The sequence below is a fragment of the Microbacterium oleivorans genome (assembly GCF_023715745.1).
Lineage (GTDB): Bacteria > Actinomycetota > Actinomycetes > Actinomycetales > Microbacteriaceae > Microbacterium > Microbacterium oleivorans_D.
In genome coordinates, this window is record NZ_JAMBOV010000002.1 from 437203 (window position 1) to 460206 (window position 23004).

Annotated in this window: 22 protein-coding genes and 1 tRNA gene; 15 read left to right on the top strand and 8 right to left on the bottom strand. The window is 70.9% G+C overall.

Annotated features, from left to right (window positions below; translation table 11 throughout):
- The first annotated feature begins 5 nt into the window (after positions 1–5).
- Complete coding sequence (locus tag M3190_RS06870) at positions 6–617, top strand: hypothetical protein (RefSeq protein ID WP_251580009.1); 612 nt, start codon at positions 6–8, stop codon at positions 615–617.
- A 14-nt stretch (positions 618–631) separates the two neighbouring features.
- On the opposite strand, the gene M3190_RS06875 is transcribed toward M3190_RS06870, so the two are convergent.
- A complete protein-coding gene (locus M3190_RS06875) occupies positions 632–1054 on the bottom strand; it encodes a YkvA family protein (RefSeq protein ID WP_251580011.1) in 423 nt (140 codons plus the stop codon).
- A 54-nt stretch (positions 1055–1108) separates the two neighbouring features.
- Between M3190_RS06875 and rsmA the strand changes: the two genes are divergently transcribed.
- Both rsmA and M3190_RS06885 read left to right on the top strand, forming a co-directional pair.
- Complete coding sequence (gene rsmA, locus M3190_RS06880) at positions 1109–1948, top strand: 16S rRNA (adenine(1518)-N(6)/adenine(1519)-N(6))-dimethyltransferase RsmA (RefSeq protein WP_251580020.1); 840 nt, start codon at positions 1109–1111, stop codon at positions 1946–1948.
- Between the two features lie 156 nt (positions 1949–2104).
- The gene (locus tag M3190_RS06885; RefSeq protein WP_251580022.1) at positions 2105–3019 is read left to right on the top strand and encodes a phosphodiesterase; all 915 of its coding nucleotides are present in this window, start codon (positions 2105–2107) and stop codon (positions 3017–3019) included.
- Here M3190_RS06885 and M3190_RS06890 read toward each other — a convergent pair.
- On the bottom strand, positions 2979–4547 hold the full coding sequence (locus M3190_RS06890; RefSeq protein WP_251580023.1) for a stealth conserved region 3 domain-containing protein: 1569 nt from the start codon (positions 4545–4547) through the stop codon (positions 2979–2981). The two genes, M3190_RS06885 and M3190_RS06890, sit on opposite strands and share 41 nt — an antisense overlap.
- A 94-nt stretch (positions 4548–4641) precedes the next feature.
- Here M3190_RS06890 and M3190_RS06895 point away from each other — a divergent pair, with 94 nt between their 5' ends.
- The 4 genes from M3190_RS06895 to M3190_RS06910 are packed head-to-tail and all read left to right on the top strand — an operon-like array spanning position 4642 to position 9827.
- The gene (locus M3190_RS06895; RefSeq protein ID WP_251580031.1) at positions 4642–5715 is read left to right on the top strand and encodes an aldo/keto reductase; all 1074 of its coding nucleotides are present in this window, start codon (positions 4642–4644) and stop codon (positions 5713–5715) included.
- Positions 5712–6638 (top strand): 4-(cytidine 5'-diphospho)-2-C-methyl-D-erythritol kinase, encoded by a 927-nt coding sequence (locus M3190_RS06900; protein WP_251580033.1) that lies wholly within the window; start codon positions 5712–5714, stop codon positions 6636–6638. Before M3190_RS06895 ends, M3190_RS06900 begins: the two co-directional genes overlap by 4 nt.
- Positions 6639–6671: 33 nt before the next feature.
- A complete protein-coding gene (locus M3190_RS06905; protein WP_251580035.1) occupies positions 6672–7982 on the top strand; it encodes a GNAT family N-acetyltransferase in 1311 nt (436 codons plus the stop codon).
- A 36-nt stretch (positions 7983–8018) separates the two neighbouring features.
- Entirely contained in the window at positions 8019–9827 is a 1809-nt protein-coding gene (locus tag M3190_RS06910; RefSeq protein WP_251580037.1) for an ABC-F family ATP-binding cassette domain-containing protein, read from the top strand.
- Here M3190_RS06910 and M3190_RS06915 read toward each other — a convergent pair whose 3' ends face one another.
- Both M3190_RS06915 and M3190_RS06920 read right to left on the bottom strand, forming a co-directional pair.
- Positions 9828–10748 carry a pseudouridine synthase gene (locus M3190_RS06915; RefSeq protein ID WP_251580045.1) on the bottom strand — a complete coding sequence of 307 codons (921 nt, stop codon included), beginning with the start codon at positions 10746–10748 and terminating at the stop codon, positions 9828–9830.
- A 6-nt stretch (positions 10749–10754) separates the two neighbouring features.
- Positions 10755–11252 carry a MarR family winged helix-turn-helix transcriptional regulator gene (locus M3190_RS06920; protein WP_251580052.1) on the bottom strand — a complete coding sequence of 166 codons (498 nt, stop codon included), beginning with the start codon at positions 11250–11252 and terminating at the stop codon, positions 10755–10757.
- A gap of 103 nt (positions 11253–11355) precedes the next feature.
- Between M3190_RS06920 and M3190_RS06925 the strand changes: the two genes are divergently transcribed.
- The 6 genes from M3190_RS06925 (at position 11356) to M3190_RS06950 (ending at position 16913) form a co-directional block, all read left to right on the top strand.
- Positions 11356–11427, top strand: a tRNA-Gln gene (locus M3190_RS06925).
- 1 nt (position 11428) lies between these two features.
- Entirely contained in the window at positions 11429–12904 is a 1476-nt protein-coding gene (gene glmU, locus M3190_RS06930; RefSeq protein ID WP_251580060.1) for a bifunctional UDP-N-acetylglucosamine diphosphorylase/glucosamine-1-phosphate N-acetyltransferase GlmU, read from the top strand.
- Positions 12876–13913 carry a ribose-phosphate diphosphokinase gene (locus tag M3190_RS06935; protein WP_251580069.1) on the top strand — a complete coding sequence of 346 codons (1038 nt, stop codon included), beginning with the start codon at positions 12876–12878 and terminating at the stop codon, positions 13911–13913. Before glmU ends, M3190_RS06935 begins: the two co-directional genes overlap by 29 nt.
- Before the next feature lie 131 nt (positions 13914–14044).
- Positions 14045–14503, top strand: a complete 459-nt coding sequence (locus M3190_RS06940; RefSeq protein ID WP_251580071.1) for an FMN-binding protein — start codon at positions 14045–14047, stop codon at positions 14501–14503.
- Positions 14500–15363: an FAD:protein FMN transferase gene (locus M3190_RS06945; protein WP_251580073.1), complete on the top strand. Its 864-nt coding sequence runs from the start codon at positions 14500–14502 to the stop codon at positions 15361–15363. Before M3190_RS06940 ends, M3190_RS06945 begins: the two co-directional genes overlap by 4 nt.
- Complete coding sequence (locus M3190_RS06950; RefSeq protein WP_251580074.1) at positions 15360–16913, top strand: FAD-dependent oxidoreductase; 1554 nt, start codon at positions 15360–15362, stop codon at positions 16911–16913. Before M3190_RS06945 ends, M3190_RS06950 begins: the two co-directional genes overlap by 4 nt.
- Here the strand turns inward: M3190_RS06950 and M3190_RS06955 are convergent.
- Genes M3190_RS06955 through gndA form a run of 4 tightly spaced genes read right to left on the bottom strand, consistent with a single transcriptional unit; the run spans position 16907 to position 21210 of the window.
- Entirely contained in the window at positions 16907–18370 is a 1464-nt protein-coding gene (locus M3190_RS06955) for a sensor histidine kinase (protein ID WP_251580076.1), read from the bottom strand. The genes M3190_RS06950 and M3190_RS06955 overlap by 7 nt on opposite strands.
- Entirely contained in the window at positions 18367–19092 is a 726-nt protein-coding gene (locus M3190_RS06960) for a response regulator transcription factor (RefSeq protein WP_251580078.1), read from the bottom strand. The genes M3190_RS06955 and M3190_RS06960 overlap by 4 nt, the downstream gene beginning before the upstream one ends.
- Before the next feature lie 49 nt (positions 19093–19141).
- Positions 19142–19666 carry a VanZ family protein gene (locus M3190_RS06965; protein ID WP_251580080.1) on the bottom strand — a complete coding sequence of 175 codons (525 nt, stop codon included), beginning with the start codon at positions 19664–19666 and terminating at the stop codon, positions 19142–19144.
- Complete coding sequence (gene gndA, locus M3190_RS06970) at positions 19621–21210, bottom strand: NADP-dependent phosphogluconate dehydrogenase (protein ID WP_251580082.1); 1590 nt, start codon at positions 21208–21210, stop codon at positions 19621–19623. Before gndA ends, M3190_RS06965 begins: the two co-directional genes overlap by 46 nt.
- A 475-nt stretch (positions 21211–21685) precedes the next feature.
- Between gndA and M3190_RS06975 the strand changes: the two genes are divergently transcribed.
- Together M3190_RS06975 and pth are read left to right on the top strand one after the other, a co-directional pair.
- Entirely contained in the window at positions 21686–22324 is a 639-nt protein-coding gene (locus tag M3190_RS06975) for a 50S ribosomal protein L25/general stress protein Ctc (protein ID WP_251580084.1), read from the top strand.
- A 66-nt stretch (positions 22325–22390) separates the two neighbouring features.
- Positions 22391–22975 carry an aminoacyl-tRNA hydrolase gene (gene pth / locus M3190_RS06980; protein ID WP_251580095.1) on the top strand — a complete coding sequence of 195 codons (585 nt, stop codon included), beginning with the start codon at positions 22391–22393 and terminating at the stop codon, positions 22973–22975.
- Positions 22976–23004: the final 29 nt, after the last annotated feature.

Here is a 23004-nt window from a genome sequence, read left to right on the forward strand (position 1 = left end):
GCCGCATGCCTCGTCGCGTCGTGCTCGCCGTGGCCGCAGCCGTCCTGGTGCTCGGACTCCCCGGGTGCGCGACGGCGGCAGCGGCCACGCCCGACGAGATCGCGGAGCGCGTCTCGCACCTCGGTGTCGACCCCGTCCTCGTGGTGACCACCACGATCGACGGGTACGACCTGGCCCCGCAGTCCGTGAACGAGACGGACGAGGGCGGGATGACCGCGACGTGGTCGAAACCGGGCACCGGCGACATGATCACCGTGCGCACCGGGCCGGGGGAGATGGACGCCGCGGCGTGCGCCGCCCAGCAGATGTGGGGCGGTGGTGACGCCACGTGCGTGCAGGACGGCGGAACCTGGCGACGGTCCGCGGGACGGATCGAGGAGTACGCCGTCGTCGAGCCCGGTCGGACGGTGCTGATCGTCGGCGGCGACGGCTATGGCGCCCCGTCCGCGGATCTGAGAGAGGCGGCCGCGGGCCTTCGTGCGCCGACCGTCGCGGAGACCGATCGGATGTTCGCCGAGCTGCAGCGGCGGGCCGACCGCGGAGGTCCCGTGGAACGCGGCGACCTGCCCGACGGCTGGGACGGGGCACCCATCGACCCGGGTGGCGAGGGCGGCTGAGCCGCACGGATCGGTCAGGACGTGCGTGACCGACCGATGAGAGCGAGGAGACTCTCGAGGCCCGTCCCCGTCCCCGGCCAGTGGCGCTCGATGGCGTCCCGGCCCGCATGCCGCAGCGCGAAGCGCAGGGCGATCACCACGACGACGGCATCATCCGCGTATCCGAACACGGGGATGACGTCGGGGACGAGATCGATCGGCGAGAGCAGGTAGACGAGGAGCCCTGCGAGCCACCAGCGGGCGCCGCGAGGCACCGCGCGGTCAGCGACGAGCCGGCGGATCAGGCGGATCACGTCCGGGACGAGTCGCACCGCCTCGCGCCACTCGATCGCTCCGCCGGCACGCCGCACCTGCAGGGCGAGGACCACGAGCAGCGCGACCCACAGCAGGACGAGGCCGCCGGCGACGCTCACCGCGATCGCCCAGCCATCCGTCATCCGCCCATCATCCCCTGATCGGCGGGGCGAACCCCGGCAACTAGGCTGGAACCCATGCCCGTCACCCTCCTCGGAGCCGCCGAGATCCGCGCGCTCGCCGCCGACCTCGACGTCACGCCGACCAAGAAGCTCGGGCAGAACTTCGTCGTCGACGCGAACACCGTGCGCAAGATCGTGCACGCCGCGCGGGTCACCTCCGCCGACCGGGTGGTCGAGGTCGGACCGGGCCTCGGCTCGCTGACCCTCGCGATCCTCGAGACCGGGGCGCCCGTCACCGCGGTCGAGATCGACCACCGCCTGGCCGAGCGTCTGCCGGCCACCGCCGCCGCACACGGCGTCCCGGATGGCGCCCTCACCGTCGTCGCGCAGGACGCGCTGCGTGTGAGCGAACTCCCCGGCGAACCCGATGTCCTCGTGGCGAACCTGCCCTACAACGTCAGCGTGCCGGTGCTCCTCCACTTCATGGAGCACTTCCCGTCGATCCAGCGCGGCGTCGTCATGGTCCAGGCCGAGGTGGGGGAGCGGCTCGCCGCGCCTCCGGGGTCGAAGGTCTACGGGGCGCCGAGCGTCAAGGCGGCCTGGTACGGGCCGTGGCGACTGGCCGGGACCGTCTCGCGCCAGGTCTTCTGGCCGGTGCCGAACGTCGACAGCGTTCTCGTCGGGTTCGAGCGTGACACCGATCCTCGCGGCACCGAGGAAGAGCGCCTGCGCACCTTCGCCATCGTCGACGCGGCGTTCCAGCAGCGTCGCAAGATGCTCCGCCAGGCGCTCTCGGGGGTGCTGGGCGGCTCGTCCGCATCGGCGACCGAGGTGCTCGAGCGCGCCGGCGTCGCACCGACCGCCCGCGGCGAGGACCTGACGATCGAGGACTACGTCCGCATCGCGCGCGCCTGAGCCGGCGGCATCCGTCGATCCCTCCGGAGCCGATGCGTCAGCACAGAGTTTCCGGTGACTTCGTGCGTCGTTCACCGCGCGTTCCCGAAACATGCCGGTAACATTCCAGGGCAAGGCGGAGGCACCCGAGTCCCCGCACCGACGGAAGAAGTGACCATGCGCCGCGCCGAGCATCCGGCCGCCGAACGGATCCTGCTCCACCTCAGCGACACGCATCTGCGCGGTCCTGGCCCCCGGCTGTTCGACAGCGTCGACGGCGAGGCCTCGCTCACCGCGGCGCTCGCCGCCATCGAGTCCAGCGGCATCGCTCCGGACGCCGTCGTCTTCACGGGCGACCTCGTCGACCTCGGCGAGGCGGCCGCCTACGACGCGATCCGCGCGCTCGTGGAGCCCTTCGCCGAGCGGCTCGGCGCGCGTCTGCTCTGGGTCATGGGCAACCACGACGACCGCGGTGCGTTCCGAGCGCGTCTGCTCGACCAGACCCCCGCCGACCCGACGGCGCCGTACGACCGCGTGGACGAGCTCGACGGTCTGCGCATCGTGACGCTCGACACGAGCGTGCCGGGGCACCACCACGGCGAGCTCTCCGACGCGCAGCTGCGCTGGCTCGCGGATGTGCTCGCCACCCCAGCGCCGCTCGGCACCGTGCTGGCCATGCACCATCCGCCTGTACCCAGCGTCCTGCCGCTGGCGTCGAGCGTCGAGCTGCGCGACCAGCGACGTCTCGCCGACGTCGTCCGCGGGACGGACGTTCGCGCGATCATCGCGGGACACCTTCACTACTCGACCTTCGCGACCTTCGCGGGCATCCCCGTCTCGGTCGCGTCGTCGACGTGCTACGCGCAGGACCTCACGGTGCCCGTCGGCGGCACGCGGCCGCAGGACGGCGCACAGGCGTACAACATGGTGCACGTCTACGACGACACCGTCGTCCACTCGGTGGTCCCGCTCGACGTCTCGACGCCGCTGGAGTACATCGACCCCGATGAGGCTCAGCGCCGCCTTCGCGTGGCGGGAGTGACCGGTTCGGTCACGCGTGCAGCTCGACCGGGCGTACCGGCGCTGCGCTGAGCGCCGGGTCCTCCCACGGCGCGCGGACCGGGAAGAGCCGCTCGAGCAGTCCCGTGACCGCGCGTACGCGCACCGGTTCGGGGACCTCGTGGTCCCCGCCGTCGTTCAGGCAGAACATGTCGACGTCGCTGCGCTCGGCGAGCTTCTCCATGCGGCGCAGCGACGCGGCCTGCGTCGTCTGGAAGTACCGCACGCGCGGCGCCGTCGAGGCGATCGCACGACCGGTGAACTGTGCGTAGTAGTGGTAGAGGCAGTTGGTCACCGACACGTCGGTGGCGGAGCGGAAACGGGATGCCGCGGTGCGCCGGATCTCCTCGGGGAACTCGCGCTCGAGTTCGAACATCACCGAGCGGCGCAGGGGAGCGGCGCAGTGCTCGAGGTCGCGGACGATCGTGCGTCCGAAGCGCTCGCGCAGCAGCTCGCGGTTCAGGCGCAGGGCGTTGTCGTGGCCGCTGCGGGCGACGCGGCGCGGGCCTGTCCCGATGCGGACGTCGCACTCGACGAACGACGAGACGCCGGCGGGCGAGAAGAACAGATCCGGTGAGAGCGGACGCCCGAAGAACATGTCGTCGTTCGAATAGAGGAAGTGCTCCGACAACCCCTCGATGCGGTGGAGCTGGGCCTCGACGGCGTGGGAGTTGTGCGTCGGGAGGACGGACGGGTCCTCGAAGAACTCCTCGCTGCGCACGATCGTGACCTTCGGGTGGTCGAGCAGCCACGCGGGGGCGGGGGAGTCGGTCGCGATGAAGATGCGGCGCACCCATGGGGCGTACATGTGGACGCTCCGCAGCGCGTAGCGCAGCTCGTCGACATGGCGGTAGCGGGCGGGACCGTCGTCGCCGTCGCCGACGACGTACTCGGACAGCTGCGCGGCCCGCTGGCGCTGGAACTCGGAGGACGAGCCGTCGACCCAGGAGAAGACCATGTCGATCTCGTGGGTGACCTCGCCCGGGTGCGGGTCGAACATCCCGTTCACGGTCTGCCAGGTGCGGCCGTAGCGCTCCACGGTGGCCGGCTCGACGTCCTCCGCGGCGAAGGTGCGTCGCGTGAGGTCGTTCGCGTGCGGCGCCTCGACCAGCTCCTCGCCGAACCGCCAGAACTCGACGCGCACGCCGCAACCGGCTCCGTAGCGGAGCTCGCCGGCCACGCGGGGCCGGAAGACGCGCACGGACGACGGGCCGGAGGCGCGCAGGCGCAGTTCGCCGAAAGGCACCGGCGTGCCGCCTTTCGCCTTCGCGTAGATCGGTTCGGTGAGGGCCCGACCAGACAGAGCCGTGAGGGCACGCGACCGGTGGGCGAGGTCGACGACGAGCCCGGGGACCGAGCGCGAGTGACGGATGAGGAGATGGGGGATCCCGGCATCGGCGAGCGTGTCGGCGATCAGCAGCAGATCGGCGATGCGGGCCTGCTCGGGGGTGGTGTCGTCATGGCGCAGGTGCAGCATGCCTCCGATGAGGACGATGTCCTCGCGCTCGAGAAGAGCGGTCCAGGAACCACCCTCGGACGGCAGTGCGGTCAGTCGCGCCATATGTTCTCCCTCGATGTGTCTGTCCCGTCGGGCAAGACTAGGTCTCCGTCGTTTCGCCGACGTTTCGGGTGCCTGCGATCGATAGCCTGGGGTGATGACCGATTACGCGGACCGTTTCCCCTCGTCGCGCAATGGCGACACCCACCGCCCCTATCAGGCGGCGTCCTCCCGCTACGATGCGGGGGCTTTCCGCCAGGTCGGTTCGAGCGGCCTGTATCTGCCGGCGATCTCGTTGGGACTCTGGTGGAACTTCGGGGACAACATCCCCTTCGACAACCAGCGTACCCTGCTGCGTCACGCCTTCGACCGTGGTGTCACGCACTTCGATCTGGCCAACAACTACGGCCCGCCCTTCGGGTCGGCCGAGACCAACTTCGGCCGCATGATGCGCGAGGACTTCGCGCCCTATCGCGATGAGATCCTCATCTCGTCGAAGGCGGGGTACGACATGTGGCCCGGTCCGTACGGCAACAACGGGTCGCGGAAGTACCTCATCGCGAGCGCCGAGCAGTCACTCAAGAGGATGAGCGTCGACTACGTCGACATCTTCTACTCGCACCGCGCGGACCCCGTGACGCCCATCGAGGAGACCATCGGCGCCCTCGACACGCTCGTCCGGCAGGGCAAGGCGCTCTACGTCGGCATCTCGTCGTACAGCGCGGAGCGCACCGAGGAGGCGGTCGCCGTCGCGCGGGACCTCGGGACCCCGCTCGTCATCCACCAGCCCTCGTACTCCATCCTGAACCGCTGGGTCGAGGACGGGCTGACCGAATCGCTCCGCACGGCGGGGATGGGAGCGATCGCCTTCACGCCGCTCGCGCAGGGCCTGCTCACCGACAAGTACCTCGGCGACGGTACGGCCGACCGGGCGCAGAGCCGCTTCTCGTTGCCCGACGGTCAGCTGAACAAGAAGGCGCTCGACACGCTGCGGGGCCTCGACGACATCGCGCAGCAGCGCGGCCAGACCCTTGCGCAGATGGCGATCCAGTGGGTCCTCCGCGACGAGGTCGTGACCTCTGCGCTCATCGGGGCCTCGCGGCCGGAGCAGCTGGACCAGAATCTCGCCGCCACCGAGGGTGCACCGTTCGACGACGACGAACTCGCCCGCATCGACGCGCTCTCGGGCGCGATCGACGTCGACCTCTGGGCCGACTCGGCGAACGCGTGAGCCTGAGCATCGACCCCGCTCGGCGCGTGCACGTGCGCGCGCCGGGCAAGCTCAACCTCTTCTTCGACGTGGGCGCCGTCGGCGACGACGGCTATCACGAGGTCGCCTCGGTCTATCAGGCGGTCTCGCTGTACGAGGACCTCTGGGCCTCGCACGACGAGGGGTTCCATCTCGCGGTCACGGGCGATGTCGACGTCTCGGGCGTTCCGCTCGACGAGCGCAACCTCGCCCTTCGTGCCGCCCGCCTGGTGACCGACGCGGTCGGGTGGGAGGGCGGCATCCGTCTGCAGATCCACAAGGGCGTACCGGTGGCCGGCGGTATGGGCGGGGGATCCGCGGATGCCGCGGCCGCCCTCGTCGCCGTGAACGAGCTGATCGAGGCCGGGCTCTCCACGTCCGAGCTGCACGAGCTCGGCGCGGGCCTCGGTGCGGACGTCCCGTTCGCGCTGCTCGGCGGCACCGCCGTCGGCACCGGTCGCGGCGACGAGCTCGCCCCGGCGCTCGGTCGGGGCCGATTCTCGTGGGTGCTGGTCACCGACGGCGACGGACTCTCGACGCCCGAGGTCTACGGCACGCTCGACCGCCTCCGCGACGTCGCCGACATCGGGCCCGGTCGCCTGATGCCCGAGGTCGACCCGGCGGTGCTGCGTGCCCTGCGGTCGGGGGATGCCGCGGCCCTGGCGGCCGTCATCCGCAACGACCTGCAGCTCGCCGCCGTGCACCTGCGCCCGGCACTGGCCGAGGTGCTGGACGCGGGCATGGCCGCCGGCGCCCTCGGCGGACTGGTCTCGGGTTCGGGCCCGACGGTCGCGTTCCTCGCGTCCGACGACGACCACGCGCGAGAGATCGCGTCGCAGTTGTCGGATGCTGGTCGCACCGCCCACACGGTCAGCGGACCGGTCGCCGGCACACGGATCGTCTGACGCACGTCGGCGGCTCCCCCTAGCCTGGAGGGCATGACCTCACTCGGCGACGCCTTCCACTCCGCTCCGCTCGACGAGACCCTGCGTGCCGCGATCGAGGCCGACGGCCTCCGCATCGACCGCGTCGGCGACGAGGACCGTGCCGCCTCGGACCGGTGGACGGATGCCGTCGCCCGCGGCTTCCTCGACGGGGAGCGCAACGACGTGCAGCGCGGGGAGTCCTTCGTCCGCAGCCGGTACCGCCGGAAGATCGGCGTCTACGACCCCGCTGCCGTGCAGCCGGACGAACCCGTCACCACCTTCGCGTCGTGGATCGCCGACCTCACGCTCCCGGGCGCGGCCACGATCCCGATGTGCGCGATCAGCGCGGTCACCGTCGCGCCCACGCACCGTCGGCGGCGGCTGCTCTCGCGTGTGATGGCAGGGGAGCTGCGCACGGCGGTGGCGCAGGGCGCCCCGATCGCGGGTCTGACCGTCAGCGAATCGGGCATCTACGGGCGGTTCGGATTCGCGCCCGCGGCCGCAGCCGCGTCGTGGGAGATCCAGACCCGGCGAGCGGGGTGGATCGGTCCGATCGCTCCGGGCCGGCTCGACTACGTGACGCGCGAACAGGCGCGGGAAGCCGCGACCGCACTGCACGAGCGCACCCGCCTGACGTCTCCGGGTGAGATCGCGATGCCCGGCGGTCACTGGGACCGCACCTACGGCACACGTCCCGACGCCGAGAAGGCCGACCGGCTGCGTGCGGTCCAGTACCGCTCGCCGGAGGGCGAGGTCGAGGGTGTCGCCCTGTACTCGGTCAGCGAGAACGACGACGACTGGGCCGCGTCGATCGCGACCGTCCATCAGCTCCTCGCGGTGACGGATGCCGCGTACGCGGGCCTCTGGCGCTTCCTCCTGTCGCTCGATCTCATCGGCACCGTGCGAGCGAGCGAACTGTCGGTCGACGAGCCGCTCTGGTGGATGATCGCCGATCAGCGTGCCGCCCGCATCCGGATCGCCGACCACCAGTACCTGCGGATCCTCGACGTGCCCACGGTGCTCGCAGCGCGCGGGTACGACGTCGACGACGTGGTGGCTCTGGAGGTCGCCGATCCGCTCGGGATCGCCGAGGGCAGGTTCGTCCTGTCGGCCGGTGAGGAGCCGGGCGTCGACGTGGTCGACGAGGCGCCGCTCGGCGTCCCGCTCGCGAAGCTCGGTGTCGCCGAGCTGTCGGCGATCCTGCTCGGCGGCGTCTCGCCCGTGACGCTCGCTCGCGCGGGACGCATCGAGACGGACGATCCGCACCGCCTCGCCCGCGTGTTCGCCTCGACGACGACACCGCGCCTGAGCTTCTGGTACTGAGCGGGCACCCTCCCCGCGCCGCGTAGCCTGGAGGGGATGGCACATCTTCTCGGGGCCGAGGCCCTGCACCTGGAGTACCCGACCAAGGTCGTCTTCGACGGCGTCTCGCTCGGTGTCGACGAGGGCGACCGCATCGGCATCGTCGGCCGCAACGGCGACGGCAAGTCGAGCCTCATGGCGATGCTCGCCGGGCGCCGCGAGCCGGACTCGGGGCGCGTGACGGTTCGCGGTGGCGTCACCATCGGGGTGCTGGAGCAGACGGACGTCCTGCCGGACGACCTGACCGTCGGTCGCGCCGTCGTCGGCGACGGACCCGCGCACGAGTGGGCCGGCGACCCCCGGGTCCGCGACGTGATCGCCGGGTTGCTGTCCGACCTGGATTGGGATGCCGCCATCGGCACGCTCTCGGGTGGTCAGCGCCGTCGCGTCGCCCTCGCGCAACTGCTCGCGGGGGACTGGGACGTGCTCGCGCTCGACGAGCCCACCAACCACCTCGACGTGGAGGGCATCGCGTGGCTGGCCGAGCATCTCAAGCGACGCTGGTCGGCGACCTCGGGTGCGCTCATGGTCGTGACGCACGACCGGTGGTTCCTCGACGAGGTCTGCACGAAGACGTGGGAGGTGCACGACCGCATCGTCGAGCCTTTCGAGGGCGGCTACGCCGCGTACATCCTGCAGCGCGTCGAACGCGACCGGCAGGCCGCGGCCATCGAGGCCCGCCGGCAGAACCTCGCCCGCAAGGAGCTCGCCTGGCTGCGCCGCGGTGCACCGGCCCGCACGAGCAAGCCGAAGTTCCGGATCGACGCCGCCAACGAGCTCATCGCCGACGTCCCCGAGATCCGCGATCGGGTCTCCCTCCAGTCGCTCGCCGTCGCCCGCCTCGGCAAGGACGTCGTCGACCTGCTCGACGCGGGGGTGTCCTACGACGGCCGCGAGATCATCCGGGGCGTCGAGTGGCGCATCGCCCCGGGTGAGCGCACCGGCATCCTCGGCGTCAACGGCGCCGGGAAGTCCACCCTCCTGGGACTCGTCTCCGGCGTCGTGCAGCCCACCGCGGGGCGCGTGAAGCACGGCAAGACCGTGAAGGTGGCGACCCTGACGCAGCGCATGGACGAGCTCGACCCCCACCTCGACGAACCCGTGCGCGTGGTCGTCTCGCGCCTGCGGACCACCTACACCTTCGGCGCGGGTTCGAAAGCGCAGGAGCTCACGCCCGGGCAGCTGCTCGAGCGCATGGGCTTCTCGTCGGCCCAGCTGTCCACGCCCGTGAAGGACCTCTCCGGCGGGCAGAAGCGCCGCCTCCAGCTCCTCCTGATCCTCCTCGACCAGCCGAACGTCCTCATCCTCGACGAGCCCACGAACGACCTCGACACCGACATGCTCGCCGCGATCGAGGATCTCCTCGACTCGTGGGCGGGCACCCTCATCGTCGTCTCCCACGACCGCTACTTCATGGAGCGGGTCACAGACCAGCAGTACGCCGTCATGGGCGGCACGCTGCGCCACCTGCCCGGCGGGATCGAGGAGTACCTGCGCCTGCGGGCCGCCCAGCCGCAGGCGACAGGGGCGGCGACCACCGGTGGCCAGAAGGCGGATGCGGCAGCGCCGACGGCATCCGCTCTCACCGGAGCCGAGCGACGCGCGGCCGAGAAGGAGCTCACGAGCCTCGAGCGGCGCATCGAGAAGCTCAGCGCCCAGATCGGAGCCGCCCGCACCGCCCTCGCCGACCACGATCAGGCCGACTACGTCGGGCTCGGGGAGGAGATGCAGCGCATCGGTGCCATGGAGGCGGAGGTCGCCGAGGCCGAGGAGCGGTGGTTCGAACTCGGCGAGCAGCTCGCGTGATCAGTCGGAGGGCGCTTCGCGCAGACGCAGCCCGGTCGTGAACTCGCGGGCGTGCCCCGTCAACGGGTCGATGAACCGCAGTTCGCGCGCCAGCAGCTGAAGCGGTCGCTCCGGGTCGTCCGGGGCCTCGTCGAGGAGGTCCGGATAGAACCGGTCGCCGAGGATGCCGAGTCCGATGCCGGCGAGGTGAGTGCGGAGCTGGTGCATGCGACCGGTCCGCGGGAGGAGCCGGAGGTGCGCCCGTTCGGCGGTGACCCGGATCGCCTCGACGCGCGTCTCGGCGTTCGGCTCCCGGTCCTCGTGGACGATCGCGCGGAGGCTGCCGCGCGAGCTCGTCAGGTGCGAGCGCACGGCCAGGGGGAGATGCGGCATCCCGTCGGCGGGCACTGCGGTGACCGCCTCGTAGACCTTCTCGACCGCCCGGTCGGCGAACAGCGTCTGGTACGCGCCGCGGGTCGCGGGTCGCACGGAGAACATCACGAGCCCCGCCGTCGCGCGGTCCAGACGGTGGATGGGGGTGAGGTCGGGGTTCTCGAACCGTTGACGCAGCCGGACGAGGGCGGAGTTGTACAGGAATCCGCCGCCGGGGGTGGTCGGCAGGAAGTGCGGCTTGTCGACTACGAGGAGGTCGTCGTCGAGGTGGCGCACCGTCACCTCGTAGGGGATCCGGGGCTCGTCGGGCGGCTCCCGGTAGTACCAGATGAAGTCCTCCGCCCCGAGCGGCGTCTCACGGGTCAGTCGGGTGCCGTCGATCGCGACGACCTCACCGCGGTCGAACCGGGCGAGGAGGATGTCGGGGTCGATGTGCGCGAACCGTCCCGTCACGTAGTCGGCGATCGTCGCCCACGGTCCTGTGCGCGGCACCCGAAGCCGTGTGGGACCGACCCCGTCTCGGACGGGCAGCGGAGCGCGCATCGCCATCGCGGGTCAGACGTCGAAGCCGAGGCTGAGCTTGCGCAGCAGAGCGGCGAGACGGTCGCGGTCGGCCCGGGATATCTGGCCGAGCAGCTCCGCCTCCGCGTCGACGAGGCGGGTGATCGCGGCGTCGACGCGATTGCGACCCTCCTCCGTGAGGGTCACGAGCACTCCGCGGCCGTCACCGGGGTCGGCTGCGCGGACGACCAGTCGGCGATCGACGAGCCGGTCGATGCGGTTGGTCATGGTGCCGCTGGAGACGAGCGTCTGCTGCAGGAGCTGCTTCGGGCTCAGCGTGTACGGCTCGCCCGCGCGCCGCAGCGCGGACAGGACGTCCCACTCCCACGGCTCGAGGTCGCTCCGGTGGAACGCCTCACGGCGGGCACGATCGAGGTGGCGCGACAGCCGATCCACACGCGAGAGCACCTCGAGCGGGGAGAAGTCCAGATCGGGCCGCTGCGCGATCCAGGCGCTCACGATCCGGTCGACCTCGTCGTGTTCGGGAGCCATCCCCTCATCATCGCAGAGCGGCTGCGGCGCCCCGTCGTCCTCGCCCGCCCCCGCTCGCATGGCAGACTTGACGGGCGGCCGCCGGGACCCCGGAGCGCCGCGGTCCGCCGTGGTGTAATGGCAGCACGACAGCCTTTGGAGCTGTGAGGTCTAGGTTCGAGTCCTGGCGGCGGAGCATGACCGAGAACGCGCTCGACTCCCGCCTCGCCGTCGTCATCCTGGCCGCCGGCCAGGGCACGCGGATGAAGTCCTCGCTCCCGAAGGTGCTGCACCGCATCGGCGGGCGTCCCCTCGTCGGACATGTCCTCGACACCGCGCGCGACCTCGCTCCCGCTCACGTCGTGGTCGTCGTGCGGCACGAACGCGAGCAGGTGGCCGCCGCCGTCCTGGGCGTGGCGCCCGAGGTCGTCGTCGTCGACCAGGACGAGATCCCCGGCACCGGCCGCGCCGTCGAGGTCGCCCTCGACGCCCTCGAGGGGTTCGACGGCGATCTGCTCGTCCTCAGCGGCGACTGCCCGCTCGCCGACGCCGACACCCTCGGCGCCTTCGTCTCGGAGCACCGCACGGCGCAGGCGGACGCGACCCTCATGACGGCGGTCATCGACGACCCGACCGGCTACGGTCGCATCATCCGCGAGAGCGACGGCAGTGTCGCCCGCATCGTCGAGCAGAAGGATGCCTCGGCCGAGGAGGCCGCCGTCACCGAGGTCAATGCCGGCATGTACGTGTTCGCGGCCACCGCCCTCCGCGAACACCTCCCGCAGGTGGGCACCGCGAACGCGCAGAACGAGAAGTACCTCACCGACACCGTCGCGCTGCTGCGTCGCGCCGGGCGACGGGTCGCGGCATCCGTCGCCGAGGACGCCACCGTCACCTACGGCGTCAACGACCGCGTGCAGCTGTCCGAGGTGGGGCGCCTCCTCAACGCCCGCACGGTGCGCCGGTGGCAGCTGGAAGGCGTCACGGTGCTGGACCCGGCGACGACGTGGATCGACGTGACGGCGACCCTGGCTCCCGACGTGACCGTGCTTCCCAACACGCACATCCTCCGGTCGACCAGCGTCGCCGAGGGGGCGACGATCGGTCCCGACACGAGCCTCGTGGACTGCGAGGTCGGCCGGGGCGCCACCGTGACCCGCACCGACGCGACCCTCGCGGTCATCGGCGCGGAGGCCACCGTCGGCCCGTTCGCCTACGTCCGTCCGGGCACGGAGCTGGGCGAGCGCGGGAAGATCGGCACGTTCGTCGAGACGAAGAACTCGACCATCGGCGAGGGCAGCAAGGTCCCGCACCTGTCCTACGTCGGTGACACGACCATCGGACGCAACGTCAACCTCGGCGCGGGGGCGATCACCGCCAACTACGACGACCTCACGAAGCACCGCACCGAGATCGCCGACGAGGTGCACGCCGGCTCGCACAACGTGTTCGTCGCGCCCGTTAGGATCGGTGAGGGCGCGAAGACGGGTGCGGGAGCCGTGATCCGCAAGGATGTTCCGGCCGGCGCCCTCGCCCTCAGCATCGCCCCCCAGCGGAACATCGCCGGGTGGGTCGAGAACAATCGACCGGGAACGGGAGCGGCAGAAGCCGCCGCTCGCGCCCGGTCCGCACAGGAAGCTGGCGATGGGTCGCAAGAAGCAGCACACGGTTGACCTCGACACCGAGCGCGGCATCGCGCCGGGCCTGGTGGCCAAGACCAAGAAGCGGCTCGTCGTCGCGTCCGGTCGCTCGCACGAAGAACTCTCGGCCGAGGTCGCCACGGCCCTCGGCACGCAGCTGGTGCCGACCGAGCACCGCACGTTCGCCTCGGGGGAGATCCTCACCCGCTTCGAGGTGTCGATCCGCGGCTGCGACTTCTTCCTCATCCAGAGCTTCGGGCCGCCCGTCAACGAATGGCTGATGGAGACCCTCATCATGCTGGATGCCGCCAAGCGCGCATCCGCGAAGCGCATCACCGTCGTGGCGCCGTACTTCCCCTACTCCCGACAGGACAAGAAGGGCCGCGGTCGTGAGCCGATCAGCGCCCGCCTGGTCGCCGATCTGTTCAAGACCGCCGGGGCGGACCGCGTCATGAGCGTCGACCTCCACGCCGCGCAGATCCAGGGCTTCTTCGACGGTCCCGTCGACCACCTCTTCGCCAAGCCGGTCCTGCTCGAGCACTTCGAGAACACGCTCTCGGCGGAGGATCGCGCGAAGCTCACGGTGGTCTCGCCCGATACGGGTCGCGTCCGTGTCGCCGACACCTGGTCCGACAGCCTCGGGGCACCGCTCGCGATCATCCACAAGCGCCGCGACCCGAATGTCGCCAATCAGGTCACGGTCAACGAGATCGTCGGTCAGGTCGACGGTCGCGTCTGCCTGCTCGTCGACGACATGATCGACACCGGCGGCACGATCGTGAAGGCGGCCCAGGCCCTCAAGGCCAACGGCGCCGAGCGGGTCATCGTCGCCGCGACGCACGCGATCTTCAGCGACCCCGCCGTCGAGCGTCTCCAGGACCCCTCGATCGACGAGGTCGTCGTCACCGACACCGTGCCGCTCCCCCCTGAGAAGCGGTTCCCCGCCCTCACGATCCTGCCGATCGCTCCGCTGCTGGCACGGGCGATCCGCGAGGTCTTCGAGGACGGGTCGGTCACCAGCATGTTCGACGGCGCCGCCTGAGGCCCCGCGTCCCGATCCGGTTCGCAGGAGATCCATAGACTTCTGCAAGCACCGCCCTGTCGGCGACCGCTTTCCTGGAGTCATCGCCCCGCGCCCTCGACCGGGCGGGCACGACAGAAGGAGGAGCTCTCATGATCCGCACCACCGCCGTACCCCGACCGATCCGCGTCGGCGCCGCCGCCGCCTCCGTCGCAGGGCTCGCCCTGCTCGCCGGGTGCGCCGGCCAGACGACGACCGGCGGCGGCGCGTCGTCGCAGCCGTCGGCGGATGCCGGCAGCGGTTCGTCCTCGGGGACCTACGAGGACGGCACGTACACCGCCGAGGGCTCGTATCAGACCCCCGAGACCGTCGAGACGATCAGCGTCACGCTGACGCTCGAATCGAACGTCGTCACGGCCGTCGAGGTGACCGGCGATCCGCAGGCGCGGGAGAGCGAGCAGTACCAGAGCGAGTTCATCGGCGGCATCCAGGACGAGGTCGTCGGCAAGAACCTCGACGACCTGTCCGTCGATCGGGTGGGCGGATCGTCCCTGACCAGCGGCGGGTTCAACGCAGCGGTCGCCGAGATCCGGACCGAAGCCGCGTCATGATCGCGGCCGGCCCGCTCGTCCACACCTGGACGTTCGAGGCGATCGGCACCGTCTGGCGGATCGAGACCGCCGACCCCCTGGACGATGGCGTCCGTGACGAGATCACGGACGCCATCGCCGCGTTCGATCGCGACTGGTCGCGGTTCCGCTCGGACTCCCTGGTCGCAGGGCTGGCGGAGCGCGGAGGCGAGGTCGCCGCACCCGCCGACACCACCGCGATGCTGGATCTCTACGACGCCCTCGACACCGCGACCGGTGGGGCGGTGAACCCGCTCGTCGGAGAGAGCATCGCCCGCCGCGGGTACGACGCGGCGTACTCGCTGACCGATCGGGGCGCCCTGGCCGCTCCGCGGGAGTGGCGCGGCCTCCTGAGCTGGTCGGACGGCATCCTGCGTCTGACCGCACCCGCGCTCATCGACGTCGGCGCCCTCGGCAAGGGGCGGCTCGCCGATGTCGTCCTCGCTCGCGTGCCCGGCGCGGCGGTGGTGGATGCCGGCGGTGACGTCGCGATCCGGGGCGTCACTCAGCGGGTCGCCCTCGAGCACCCGTACGACGCGTCCCGTGCCATCGGTGTCTGGACGGTGACGGATGCCGCGCTCTGCGCGTCCGCCGTCAACCGGCGCGCGTGGGGTGACGGTCTCCACCACGTGCTCGACGCGCGCACGGGCGAGCCGGTGCGCGCCTACGCGGCGACGTGGGCGGTGGCATCCGACGCCATGACGGCGGATGCTGTCGCGACGGCCTTGTTCTTCGACGGCGGCCCGCAGCTGGCCGCAGAATGGGGAGTCGCCTGGGTGCGCATGCGCACCGACGGCTCCGTCGAATGGTCCCCCCGATGCGAAGCGGAGTTGTTCTCGTGATCACGTCCCTCAGTGCCGCATGGAGCCGTGCCTTCGGCGTCCTCGGCCGGCTGTCCATGTACCGTCTCGTGCTCCTCGCGCTCGCGGCGCTGGCCTTGATCACCCTCGCCCTTTCGCTCGGCGGCGGGGTCTCGGTCACCCCCGTGGAGTTCCTCGCCACGCTCGCCGTCCTGGTCGTCGCCATCGCCCTCGTCGACGCGGTCGCCCAGCGGATCGTCCGGCGCCCCTGGCGCATCGAGTCCGCGCTCATCACCGCACTGATCCTCGTGTTCCTGCTGCGGCCGACGCTGGAGCCGCTCCCGTTGATCGGCGTCGCCGTCGCGGGGGCGCTCGCCTCGGCGTCCAAGTACGTCCTCGCGTGGCAGGGACGGCACATCTTCAACCCCGCCGCCGTGGGGGCGACGGCCCTCACGATCCTCAGCATCTGGGCGCCGGACCTCGGCGCGGCGGCGTGGTGGGTCGGCACTCCGATCCTGGCGCTGCCCGTGCTTCTTCTCGGACTCGTCGTGCTGGTGCGCACCGAGAAGGTCCGCGTCGTGGGGCTCTTCCTCCTCGTCGCGATCGCGGTCGCGCTCGTGCGCACCATCGTGCAGGCGCAGTCGGCAGGGTTCGCTCTCGACCCCGGCATGACGTTCTCGGCGGTCGTGCTGTCGTCGCCGTTCCTGTTCCTCGGCGCCTTCATGCTGTCCGAGCCGCTCACGCTCCCGCCGCGCCGCTGGCAGCAGTTCGTCGTGGCCGCGGTCGTCGGCGTGTTGGCGGGTTGGCCGATCTCCCTCGGCGAGATCACGCTCGGCCAGGAGCGCGCCCTGCTGGTCGGCAACCTCGTCGCCTTCGTGTTCGCGATGCGCACCGCTGTGCGCCTGACGATCGTCGAGCGCACGCCCCTCACTCCGAGCGTCCGCGAGTACAGCTTCCGAGCGGAACGCCCGGTGCGATTCGCCCCCGGGCAGTACCTCGAGCTCGAGGTGCCCCACGCGCACCCCGACTCCCGGGGGACGCGCCGCGAGTTCAGCATCCTCTCCTCTCCGGCCGAGCTGCCGCTGGTCAAGATCGCCATGCGCGAGGGATCGCAGTCGAGTTACAAGAAGGCGCTCGCCACGGTAGAACCCGGCGACGAGTTGGCCATCACGGGGATCTGGGGCGACTTCGTCCTGCCGCGCCGTGCCGACGCCCCGGTGCTGATGGTCGCCGCGGGGATCGGTGTGACGCCGTTCGTCTCGCACCTGCGCCACCTCCGGCTGACGCAGGACCGCCGGGACGTCGTCTTCGTGTACGTCGCGTCGGGCAGTGAGGAGCTCGCGTTCCGCGACGATCTCGAGGCCGCCGGCATCCCCGTCATCGTCGTCACCCGAGACGAGCCCGAGGACCTCCCCGCAGGCTGGGTCTGGGCCGGCGGTGCGCGCCTCGACGCCGACGGGCTGCTGCGCCTCGTGCCGGACATCGCCCGCCGTCACGCCTACGTCTCCGGGCCGCCCGCGCTGATCTCGACCCTCACTCCCGCCCTCGAGAGGGCGAAGTCCCTCACGACGGACGCGTTCAGCGGCTACTGAGCGGGGGAGTCCGGCCGGGCGGGCATCCGGACCTCGAAGGTCGTCGAACCCCGCTCGGACGCCACCGAGATGCGCCCGCCGTGACCCTCCACGATCGCCTTCACGATCGACAGGCCGAGTCCCGTTCCGCCGGTCTGCCGGGCGCGGGACGAATCCGCACGGCTGAAGCGCTCGAACAGCTCGTGGACGACGGAGGGGTCGATGCCGGGTCCGTCGTCGTGGACGCGCAGGACCGCGTCGCCGCCCTCGGTCGTCACTGTCGCCGTGACGCGCGTACCGGCGGGGGTGTGCACACGGGCGTTCGTGAGCAGGTTCGCGGCGACCTGATGCAGTCGGCCGGCGTCGCCGGCGACGATGACGGGCTCGTCGGGGACCTCGAGCACCCAGTCGTGGTCCGTTCCCGCGACACGCGCATCCGAGACGGCCTCCACGGCGAGGCGGGTGAGGTCCACGGCGCTGTAGACGAGCTCGGTGCCTTCGTCCAGGCGTGCCAGCAGGAGCAGGTCCTCCACGAGCGCCGTCATCCGCAGGGACTGCGCCTGGATCCGTTCGAGCGACTCGCGAGTCGTCTCGGCGACTGCTCCGGCGGTTGCGCCGCCGCCGGCCTCGGCCTGACGGATGCCGCGCAGCGAGAGCTCCGAGTAGCCGCGGATGGACGCCAGGGGCGTGCGCAGCTCATGGCTCGCGTCGGCGACGAATGCGCGCATCCGCTCCTCGTTGCGCTGTCGCGCGGCCAGGGAGGTCTCGACGTGGTCGAGCAGGGTGTTGAGCGCGTGCCCGACCTGGCCGACCTCGGTGTGGGTGTCGGTGTCCTCTTCGGGGACTCGCTCGCTGATCGTGACGGCGCCCTCCGCGAGGGGCTGCGCAGCGACCCGTGAGGCCGTCGACGCGACGGAGCGCAGCGGTGCGAGGGCGCTGCGGATGAGGAGCGCGATGACGGCGGCGAGGACGAGGAGGCCGCCCGTGGTCAGGAGGGCGACGGTGGTGACGATGCGCGCACTCACACTCGTGACCTCGGAGGTCGGGAGGCCGATGATGCTCGAGTAAGGACCGATGCGCAGTCGGTAGTCGCCGAGCCCGGCGATCGTCGCGTCCGCCCAGCTGTTGCCGTCCGGCGCGCTGACCTGGATCTTGCGGGTGTCGAGCGTGCGCACATCGCCGTCGCCGTCGACGTAGGCCGCCGTGGGACCGGCGAGGTTGTTGACGACGAGCAGTGTGCCCCGCTCCTGACGACTCGCACCCAGGATCTGGTCCGCGCGGTGGTTGTAGTCGAGCGCGATTGTGTCCTGCACCCGCGTGACCTTCGCGTCGAGGTTCTCCCGGAGGATGGACTCGAGCACCGTCCCCGTGCCGAGGCCGACGGTGATGAGGATGACGGACACGAACGAGACGACCGCCGTGATCAGCCGCGCCTGCAGGCTCCAGCGGTGCCGTCGACGACGGGGGGTCGTGCTCACTGGCTCGCTTTGATCATGTAGCCCACACCGCGGACCGTGTGGATGAGCGGCTCCTTGCCGGCGTCGATCTTCTTGCGCAGGTAGGAGATGTACAGCTCCACGACGCTCGATCGGCCGCCGAAGTCGTAGTTCCAGACGCGGTCCAGGATCTGCGCCTTGGACAGCACGCGGCGCTGGTTGCGCATGAGGTAGCGCAGCAGCTCGAACTCCGTGGCGGTGAGCTCGATCTCGTCGTCGCCCCGGAAGACCTCGTGCGAGTCCTCGTTGAGCGTGAGGTCGCCCACCCGCAGGATCGGGTCGGCGGCACCGGCGGATGCCCCGGCGCGGCGCATGAGCCCGCGCAGACGTGCGACGACCTCCTCCAGGCTGAACGGCTTCGTGACGTAGTCGTCGCCGCCCGCGGTGAGCCCGGCGACCCGGTCGCTCACGGAATCCTTCGCGGTGAGGAAGAGCACCGGGACATCGTCGCCCCCCTGGCGCAGACGCTGCAGCACCGCCATCCCGTCGAGGTCCGGCATCATGATGTCCAGGACCATCGCGTCGGGGGCGAACTCTCGCGCGGCCGTGAGCGCATCGAAGCCCGACGCGGCGGTCCGCACCTCCCAGCCCTCCATGCGCAACGCCATCGAGAGCAGGTCGGTCAGCATCTGCTCGTCATCGACGACGAGGACGCGCAGGGGGGAGCCGTCGGGGCGCTGGAGGAGGGGGGCTGGCATGGTCATGATTCCATTCTCATGACCTTCCTATGACCGCGCTATGTCCCCGCTTCGGTCATGCTCGGTATTCCTGCTGCCGCCGTGGATGCGGGGGAGAGAGCAAGAACGCCAGCAGCAGCATGAGGCACATCCCGACGATCGAGCCCAGCGTGTTGGCGATCACGTCGCGGACATCGGCGACCCGGCTGTCGAGCAGGAGCGCCTGCAGGGTCTCGATGGCCGCACTGGCGAGCGCCCCGAGGATCGGCGCCGTCCACCACCCGCGCACCCCGAACCAGAGCACGGCGATCACGCCGAGGGGGACGAACATCGCGACGTTCGCACCGAACTCGACGCGGTCGAAGGTGATCCAGGCGGTGGACTGCCGCTGCGCGAACCACTCGAGCAGCCGGTTGAGACCGGACGCGATGTCGGACCCGTACGGCGCCGCGCGCAGCGTCATCCAGCCGACCATCCACGCGTAGAGCGCGGTCAGGATCGCCAGGACGATGCGCGCGGCGGCACGGTGGACGCGCAGCGCGGTGTCGCTGCGGCTCAGTGGGTGTCCTCCGCCTCGACCTCGCTGCGGTCGCCCGACCACAGGGTGTGGAAGGTGCCGTCCTTGTCGATGCGCTTGTAGGTGTGGGCGCCGAAGAAGTCGCGCTGCCCCTGGATGAGGGCGGCGGGCAGGCGCTCGGCGCGCAGGCCGTCGTAGTAGGCCAGCGAGGAGCTGAAGGCGGGCGAGGGGATTCCGGCGGCGGAGGAGATCCGCACGACCTCGCGCCATGCATCCTGCGTACGGCCGAGCGCCTCCACGAAGTACGGGGCGGTGAGGAGGACGGGGAGGTCCGCTTCGGCGTCGTACGCGTCGGCGATGCGGTTGAGGAACTGGGCGCGGATGATGCAGCCGCCGCGCCAGATCTTGCTCACGGCGCCGAGGTCGATGTTCCAGTCGTACTGGGCGGCGCCGGCGCGGATCTCGTCGAAGCCCTGGCTGTACGCCACGATCTTGGAGGCGTAGAGGGCGAGACGGACCTGCTCGATGAACGCGTCTGCGTCATCGACGGTGAAGTCCTCGGGGGAGGGGCCAGGGAGGCCGCCCGCGACATCGCGCTGCTCGCGGTGGCTGGAGAGCGACCGGGCGAAGGTGGCCTCGGCGATGCCGGAGACGGGCACGCCCAGGTCGAGCGCGGTCTGCACCGTCCACGCGCCGGTGCCCTTGGCGCCGGCCTGGTCGACGATCACGTCGACGAGGGGCCGGCCGGTGGCGGCGTCCGTCTGGCGGAGCACCTCGGCGGTGATCTCGATGAGGTAGGACTCCAGCTCGCCCTTGTTCCACTCGGCGAAGATGTCCGCGATCTCCGCGGGGGACTTTCCGGTGCCGCGGCGGATGAGGTCGTAGGCCTCGGCGATGAGCTGCATGTCGGCGTACTCGATGCCGTTGTGCACCATCTTGACGAAGTGTCCGGCACCGTCGTGCCCGATGTGCGTGACACACGGCTCGCCCTCGGCGACCGCGGCGATGGACTTCAGGATCGGGCCGAGGGTGACCCACGCCTCGTCGGGTCCGCCGGGCATGAGCGACGGGCCGTTCAGCGCGCCCTCCTCGCCGCCGGAGACGCCCATGCCGACGAAGTTGTACCCGGCCTCCGAGACGGCCTTCTCGCGGCGGATCGTGTCGGTGAACAGGCTGTTGCCGCCGTCGATGATGATGTCGCCCGGCTCGAACACGCGCATCAGCTCGTCGATGACCGCGTCGGTCGGCTTGCCGGCCTTGACCATGATGATCGCGGTGCGCGGCTTCTGCAGCGAGGCGGCGAACTCCTCGTACGTGAAGGCGGGGACGAACTCGGCCTCGGGGTGCGCCTCGATCAGCTCGTCGGTCTTCGACCGGGAGCGGTTGAACACGGCGACCGTGTTGCTCTCGCGCGAGGCGAGGTTGCGGGCCAGGTTCGACCCCATGACCGCGAGACCGACCACACCGATGTTCGCCGGGCCCTCCGAAGCGTTCGTCGACGCCGCCTCGGGGTGGGTGGGACGTTCGACCTCTTCGGGCTGCGGCGCCCCCTCGTGCTGCTGCGTCGCCTCGTGCGGAGCCTGATCCTGATCCGTCGAGGGGCCGGTGGGAGAGGGGGTCGACGACATACGGGGCTCCAGGTCTACGTGAGGTGTGAGCGGGATTGGGGTGGGTGATGGGACCCTCCGGTCACTGTAATCGCTGGACCGGGAGGGGCGATCGCGTGTGACGCGTCAGTCCTTGTAGGCGCGGCCCATCGAGTAGAAGGCACCCACGAGGCACACGGCGGTCGCGGCACTCAGAGCTCCGACGAACCAGAGCAGTGCGTGCGACATCCATCCGTAGTCCATGGGTCCTCCGTGTCTCGGGGGTGAGGGGCTGAGATTCCATCGTATCCGTCGCGCTGATAGACTCGTTCCGAACTTCGGCGAGGGATGCAGCGCATCCGTGATCGACGCGGTGAAGCAGGCTTCGCGGCTTTCCTCACGCGCATGCGTTCGAGTCGAACCACAGACCACGTCTGGGCCGTATCGGCCCCGACTCTTGACGAGGCCGCACCGGCCCCGCACGACTGGGCCGTGATGGCCCGCAAGGAGAACACTCATGTCGACTGAGACCGACACCAAGGTCGTCGCCGAGCTGCGGGAGCAGTTCGGCAAGGGCTTCGCCCGCCGTCTGCGCGCCGCCGGCAAGATCCCCGCCGTCATCTACGGTCACGGCACCGATCCCGTGCACGTCGCGCTTCCCGGTCACCAGGTCTCGCTGCTCATCCGCCGCGCCAACGCGCTGCTCGAGCTCGAGATCGCCGGCAAGCAGCAGCTGACGCTGGTCAAGGACGTCCAGAAGGACCCCGTGCACCAGATCATCGAGCACATCGACCTCCTCGTCGTGAAGAAGGGCGAGAAGATCCAGGTCGACGTCCCCGTCTCCGTCGTGGGCGAGCCGTTCCCCGGCACGATCGCCAACCTCGAGAACACCACGGTGTCGCTCGAGGTCGAGGCGACCCACATCCCGCAGAACATCGAGGTCTCGGTCGAGGGCCTCGAAGACGGCACGCACATCACGGCCGGCGAGCTGACGCTGCCCCGTGGCGCCACGCTCGTGACCGAGGCCGACACCCTCGTCATCGGTGTCGCACTGCCGCCGGCTCCCGTCGAGGACGAGGCGGAGGAGTCCGAGGAGGGCGCCGAGCCCGAGGCCGAGGGCGGCGAGGCACCTGCTGCCGAGGAATCCGCCGAGTAAGTCGGACACGATCGAAGCCCGTCGCCGCTGTCGCTGCGACGGGCTTCGTCGTCAGAAGGGACGGTCATGGCCGACACCTGGTTGATCGTGGGCCTCGGGAACCCCGGTCCGCGCTACGAACCGACGCGACACAACGTCGGGCAGATGGTCATCGACGAGCTCGCCCGGCGCCGCTCGGAGACACTGCGCTCCCACAAGGCCAACGCGCGCGTGGCCGAGACCTGGCTGCGCCCGGGCGGCCCGAAGCTGGTGCTCGCCAAGCCGAATTCGTTCATGAACGTGTCGGGCGGCCCGGTGTCGGCCTTGGCGCAGTTCTACGGCATCCCGGCGGAGCGCATCGTCATCGTGCACGACGAGCTCGACATCCCGTTCGACTCCCTGAAGCTGAAGGTGGGCGGCGGCCACGGCGGTCACAACGGCGTCCGCGACGTCGCGAAAGCGCTCGGCTCGCCGAACTTCCCGCGCGTGCGCGTGGGCATCGGCCGCCCGCCGGGACGACAGGATCCCGCGGATTGGGTGCTCGACCCCTTCGGCGCGGCGGAGCGTGCGAACCTGCCGATCGCGATCGCCGATGCGGCGGATGCCGTGGAGCAGCTCGTCGAGGAGGGGCTCCTGGCCGCGCAGCAGCGCCATCACGCGCCGCGTACCTGACGCCCGCCCGCGCCGACCGGCGCCGGTGT

What these genes read in the sequence shown, in the direction of transcription:
- M3190_RS06870 (WP_251580009.1), top strand. Translation starts at nt 6, where the DNA reads ATGCCTCGTCGCGTCGTGCTCGCCGTGGCCGCAGCCGTCCTGGTGCTC.
- M3190_RS06875 (WP_251580011.1), bottom strand. Translation starts at nt 1,054, where the DNA reads ATGACGGATGGCTGGGCGATCGCGGTGAGCGTCGCCGGCGGCCTCGTC.
- rsmA (WP_251580020.1), top strand. Translation starts at nt 1,109, where the DNA reads ATGCCCGTCACCCTCCTCGGAGCCGCCGAGATCCGCGCGCTCGCCGCC.
- M3190_RS06885 (WP_251580022.1), top strand. Translation starts at nt 2,105, where the DNA reads ATGCGCCGCGCCGAGCATCCGGCCGCCGAACGGATCCTGCTCCACCTC.
- M3190_RS06890 (WP_251580023.1), bottom strand. Translation starts at nt 4,547, where the DNA reads ATGGCGCGACTGACCGCACTGCCGTCCGAGGGTGGTTCCTGGACCGCT.
- M3190_RS06895 (WP_251580031.1), top strand. Translation starts at nt 4,642, where the DNA reads ATGACCGATTACGCGGACCGTTTCCCCTCGTCGCGCAATGGCGACACC.
- M3190_RS06905 (WP_251580035.1), top strand. Translation starts at nt 6,672, where the DNA reads ATGACCTCACTCGGCGACGCCTTCCACTCCGCTCCGCTCGACGAGACC.
- M3190_RS06910 (WP_251580037.1), top strand. Translation starts at nt 8,019, where the DNA reads ATGGCACATCTTCTCGGGGCCGAGGCCCTGCACCTGGAGTACCCGACC.
- M3190_RS06915 (WP_251580045.1), bottom strand. Translation starts at nt 10,748, where the DNA reads ATGGCGATGCGCGCTCCGCTGCCCGTCCGAGACGGGGTCGGTCCCACA.
- M3190_RS06920 (WP_251580052.1), bottom strand. Translation starts at nt 11,252, where the DNA reads ATGGCTCCCGAACACGACGAGGTCGACCGGATCGTGAGCGCCTGGATC.
- glmU (WP_251580060.1), top strand. Translation starts at nt 11,429, where the DNA reads ATGACCGAGAACGCGCTCGACTCCCGCCTCGCCGTCGTCATCCTGGCC.
- M3190_RS06935 (WP_251580069.1), top strand. Translation starts at nt 12,876, where the DNA reads ATGGGTCGCAAGAAGCAGCACACGGTTGACCTCGACACCGAGCGCGGC.
- M3190_RS06940 (WP_251580071.1), top strand. Translation starts at nt 14,045, where the DNA reads ATGATCCGCACCACCGCCGTACCCCGACCGATCCGCGTCGGCGCCGCC.
- M3190_RS06945 (WP_251580073.1), top strand. Translation starts at nt 14,500, where the DNA reads ATGATCGCGGCCGGCCCGCTCGTCCACACCTGGACGTTCGAGGCGATC.
- M3190_RS06960 (WP_251580078.1), bottom strand. Translation starts at nt 19,092, where the DNA reads ATGACCATGCCAGCCCCCCTCCTCCAGCGCCCCGACGGCTCCCCCCTG.
- gndA (WP_251580082.1), bottom strand. Translation starts at nt 21,210, where the DNA reads ATGTCGTCGACCCCCTCTCCCACCGGCCCCTCGACGGATCAGGATCAG.
- M3190_RS06975 (WP_251580084.1), top strand. Translation starts at nt 21,686, where the DNA reads ATGTCGACTGAGACCGACACCAAGGTCGTCGCCGAGCTGCGGGAGCAG.
- pth (WP_251580095.1), top strand. Translation starts at nt 22,391, where the DNA reads ATGGCCGACACCTGGTTGATCGTGGGCCTCGGGAACCCCGGTCCGCGC.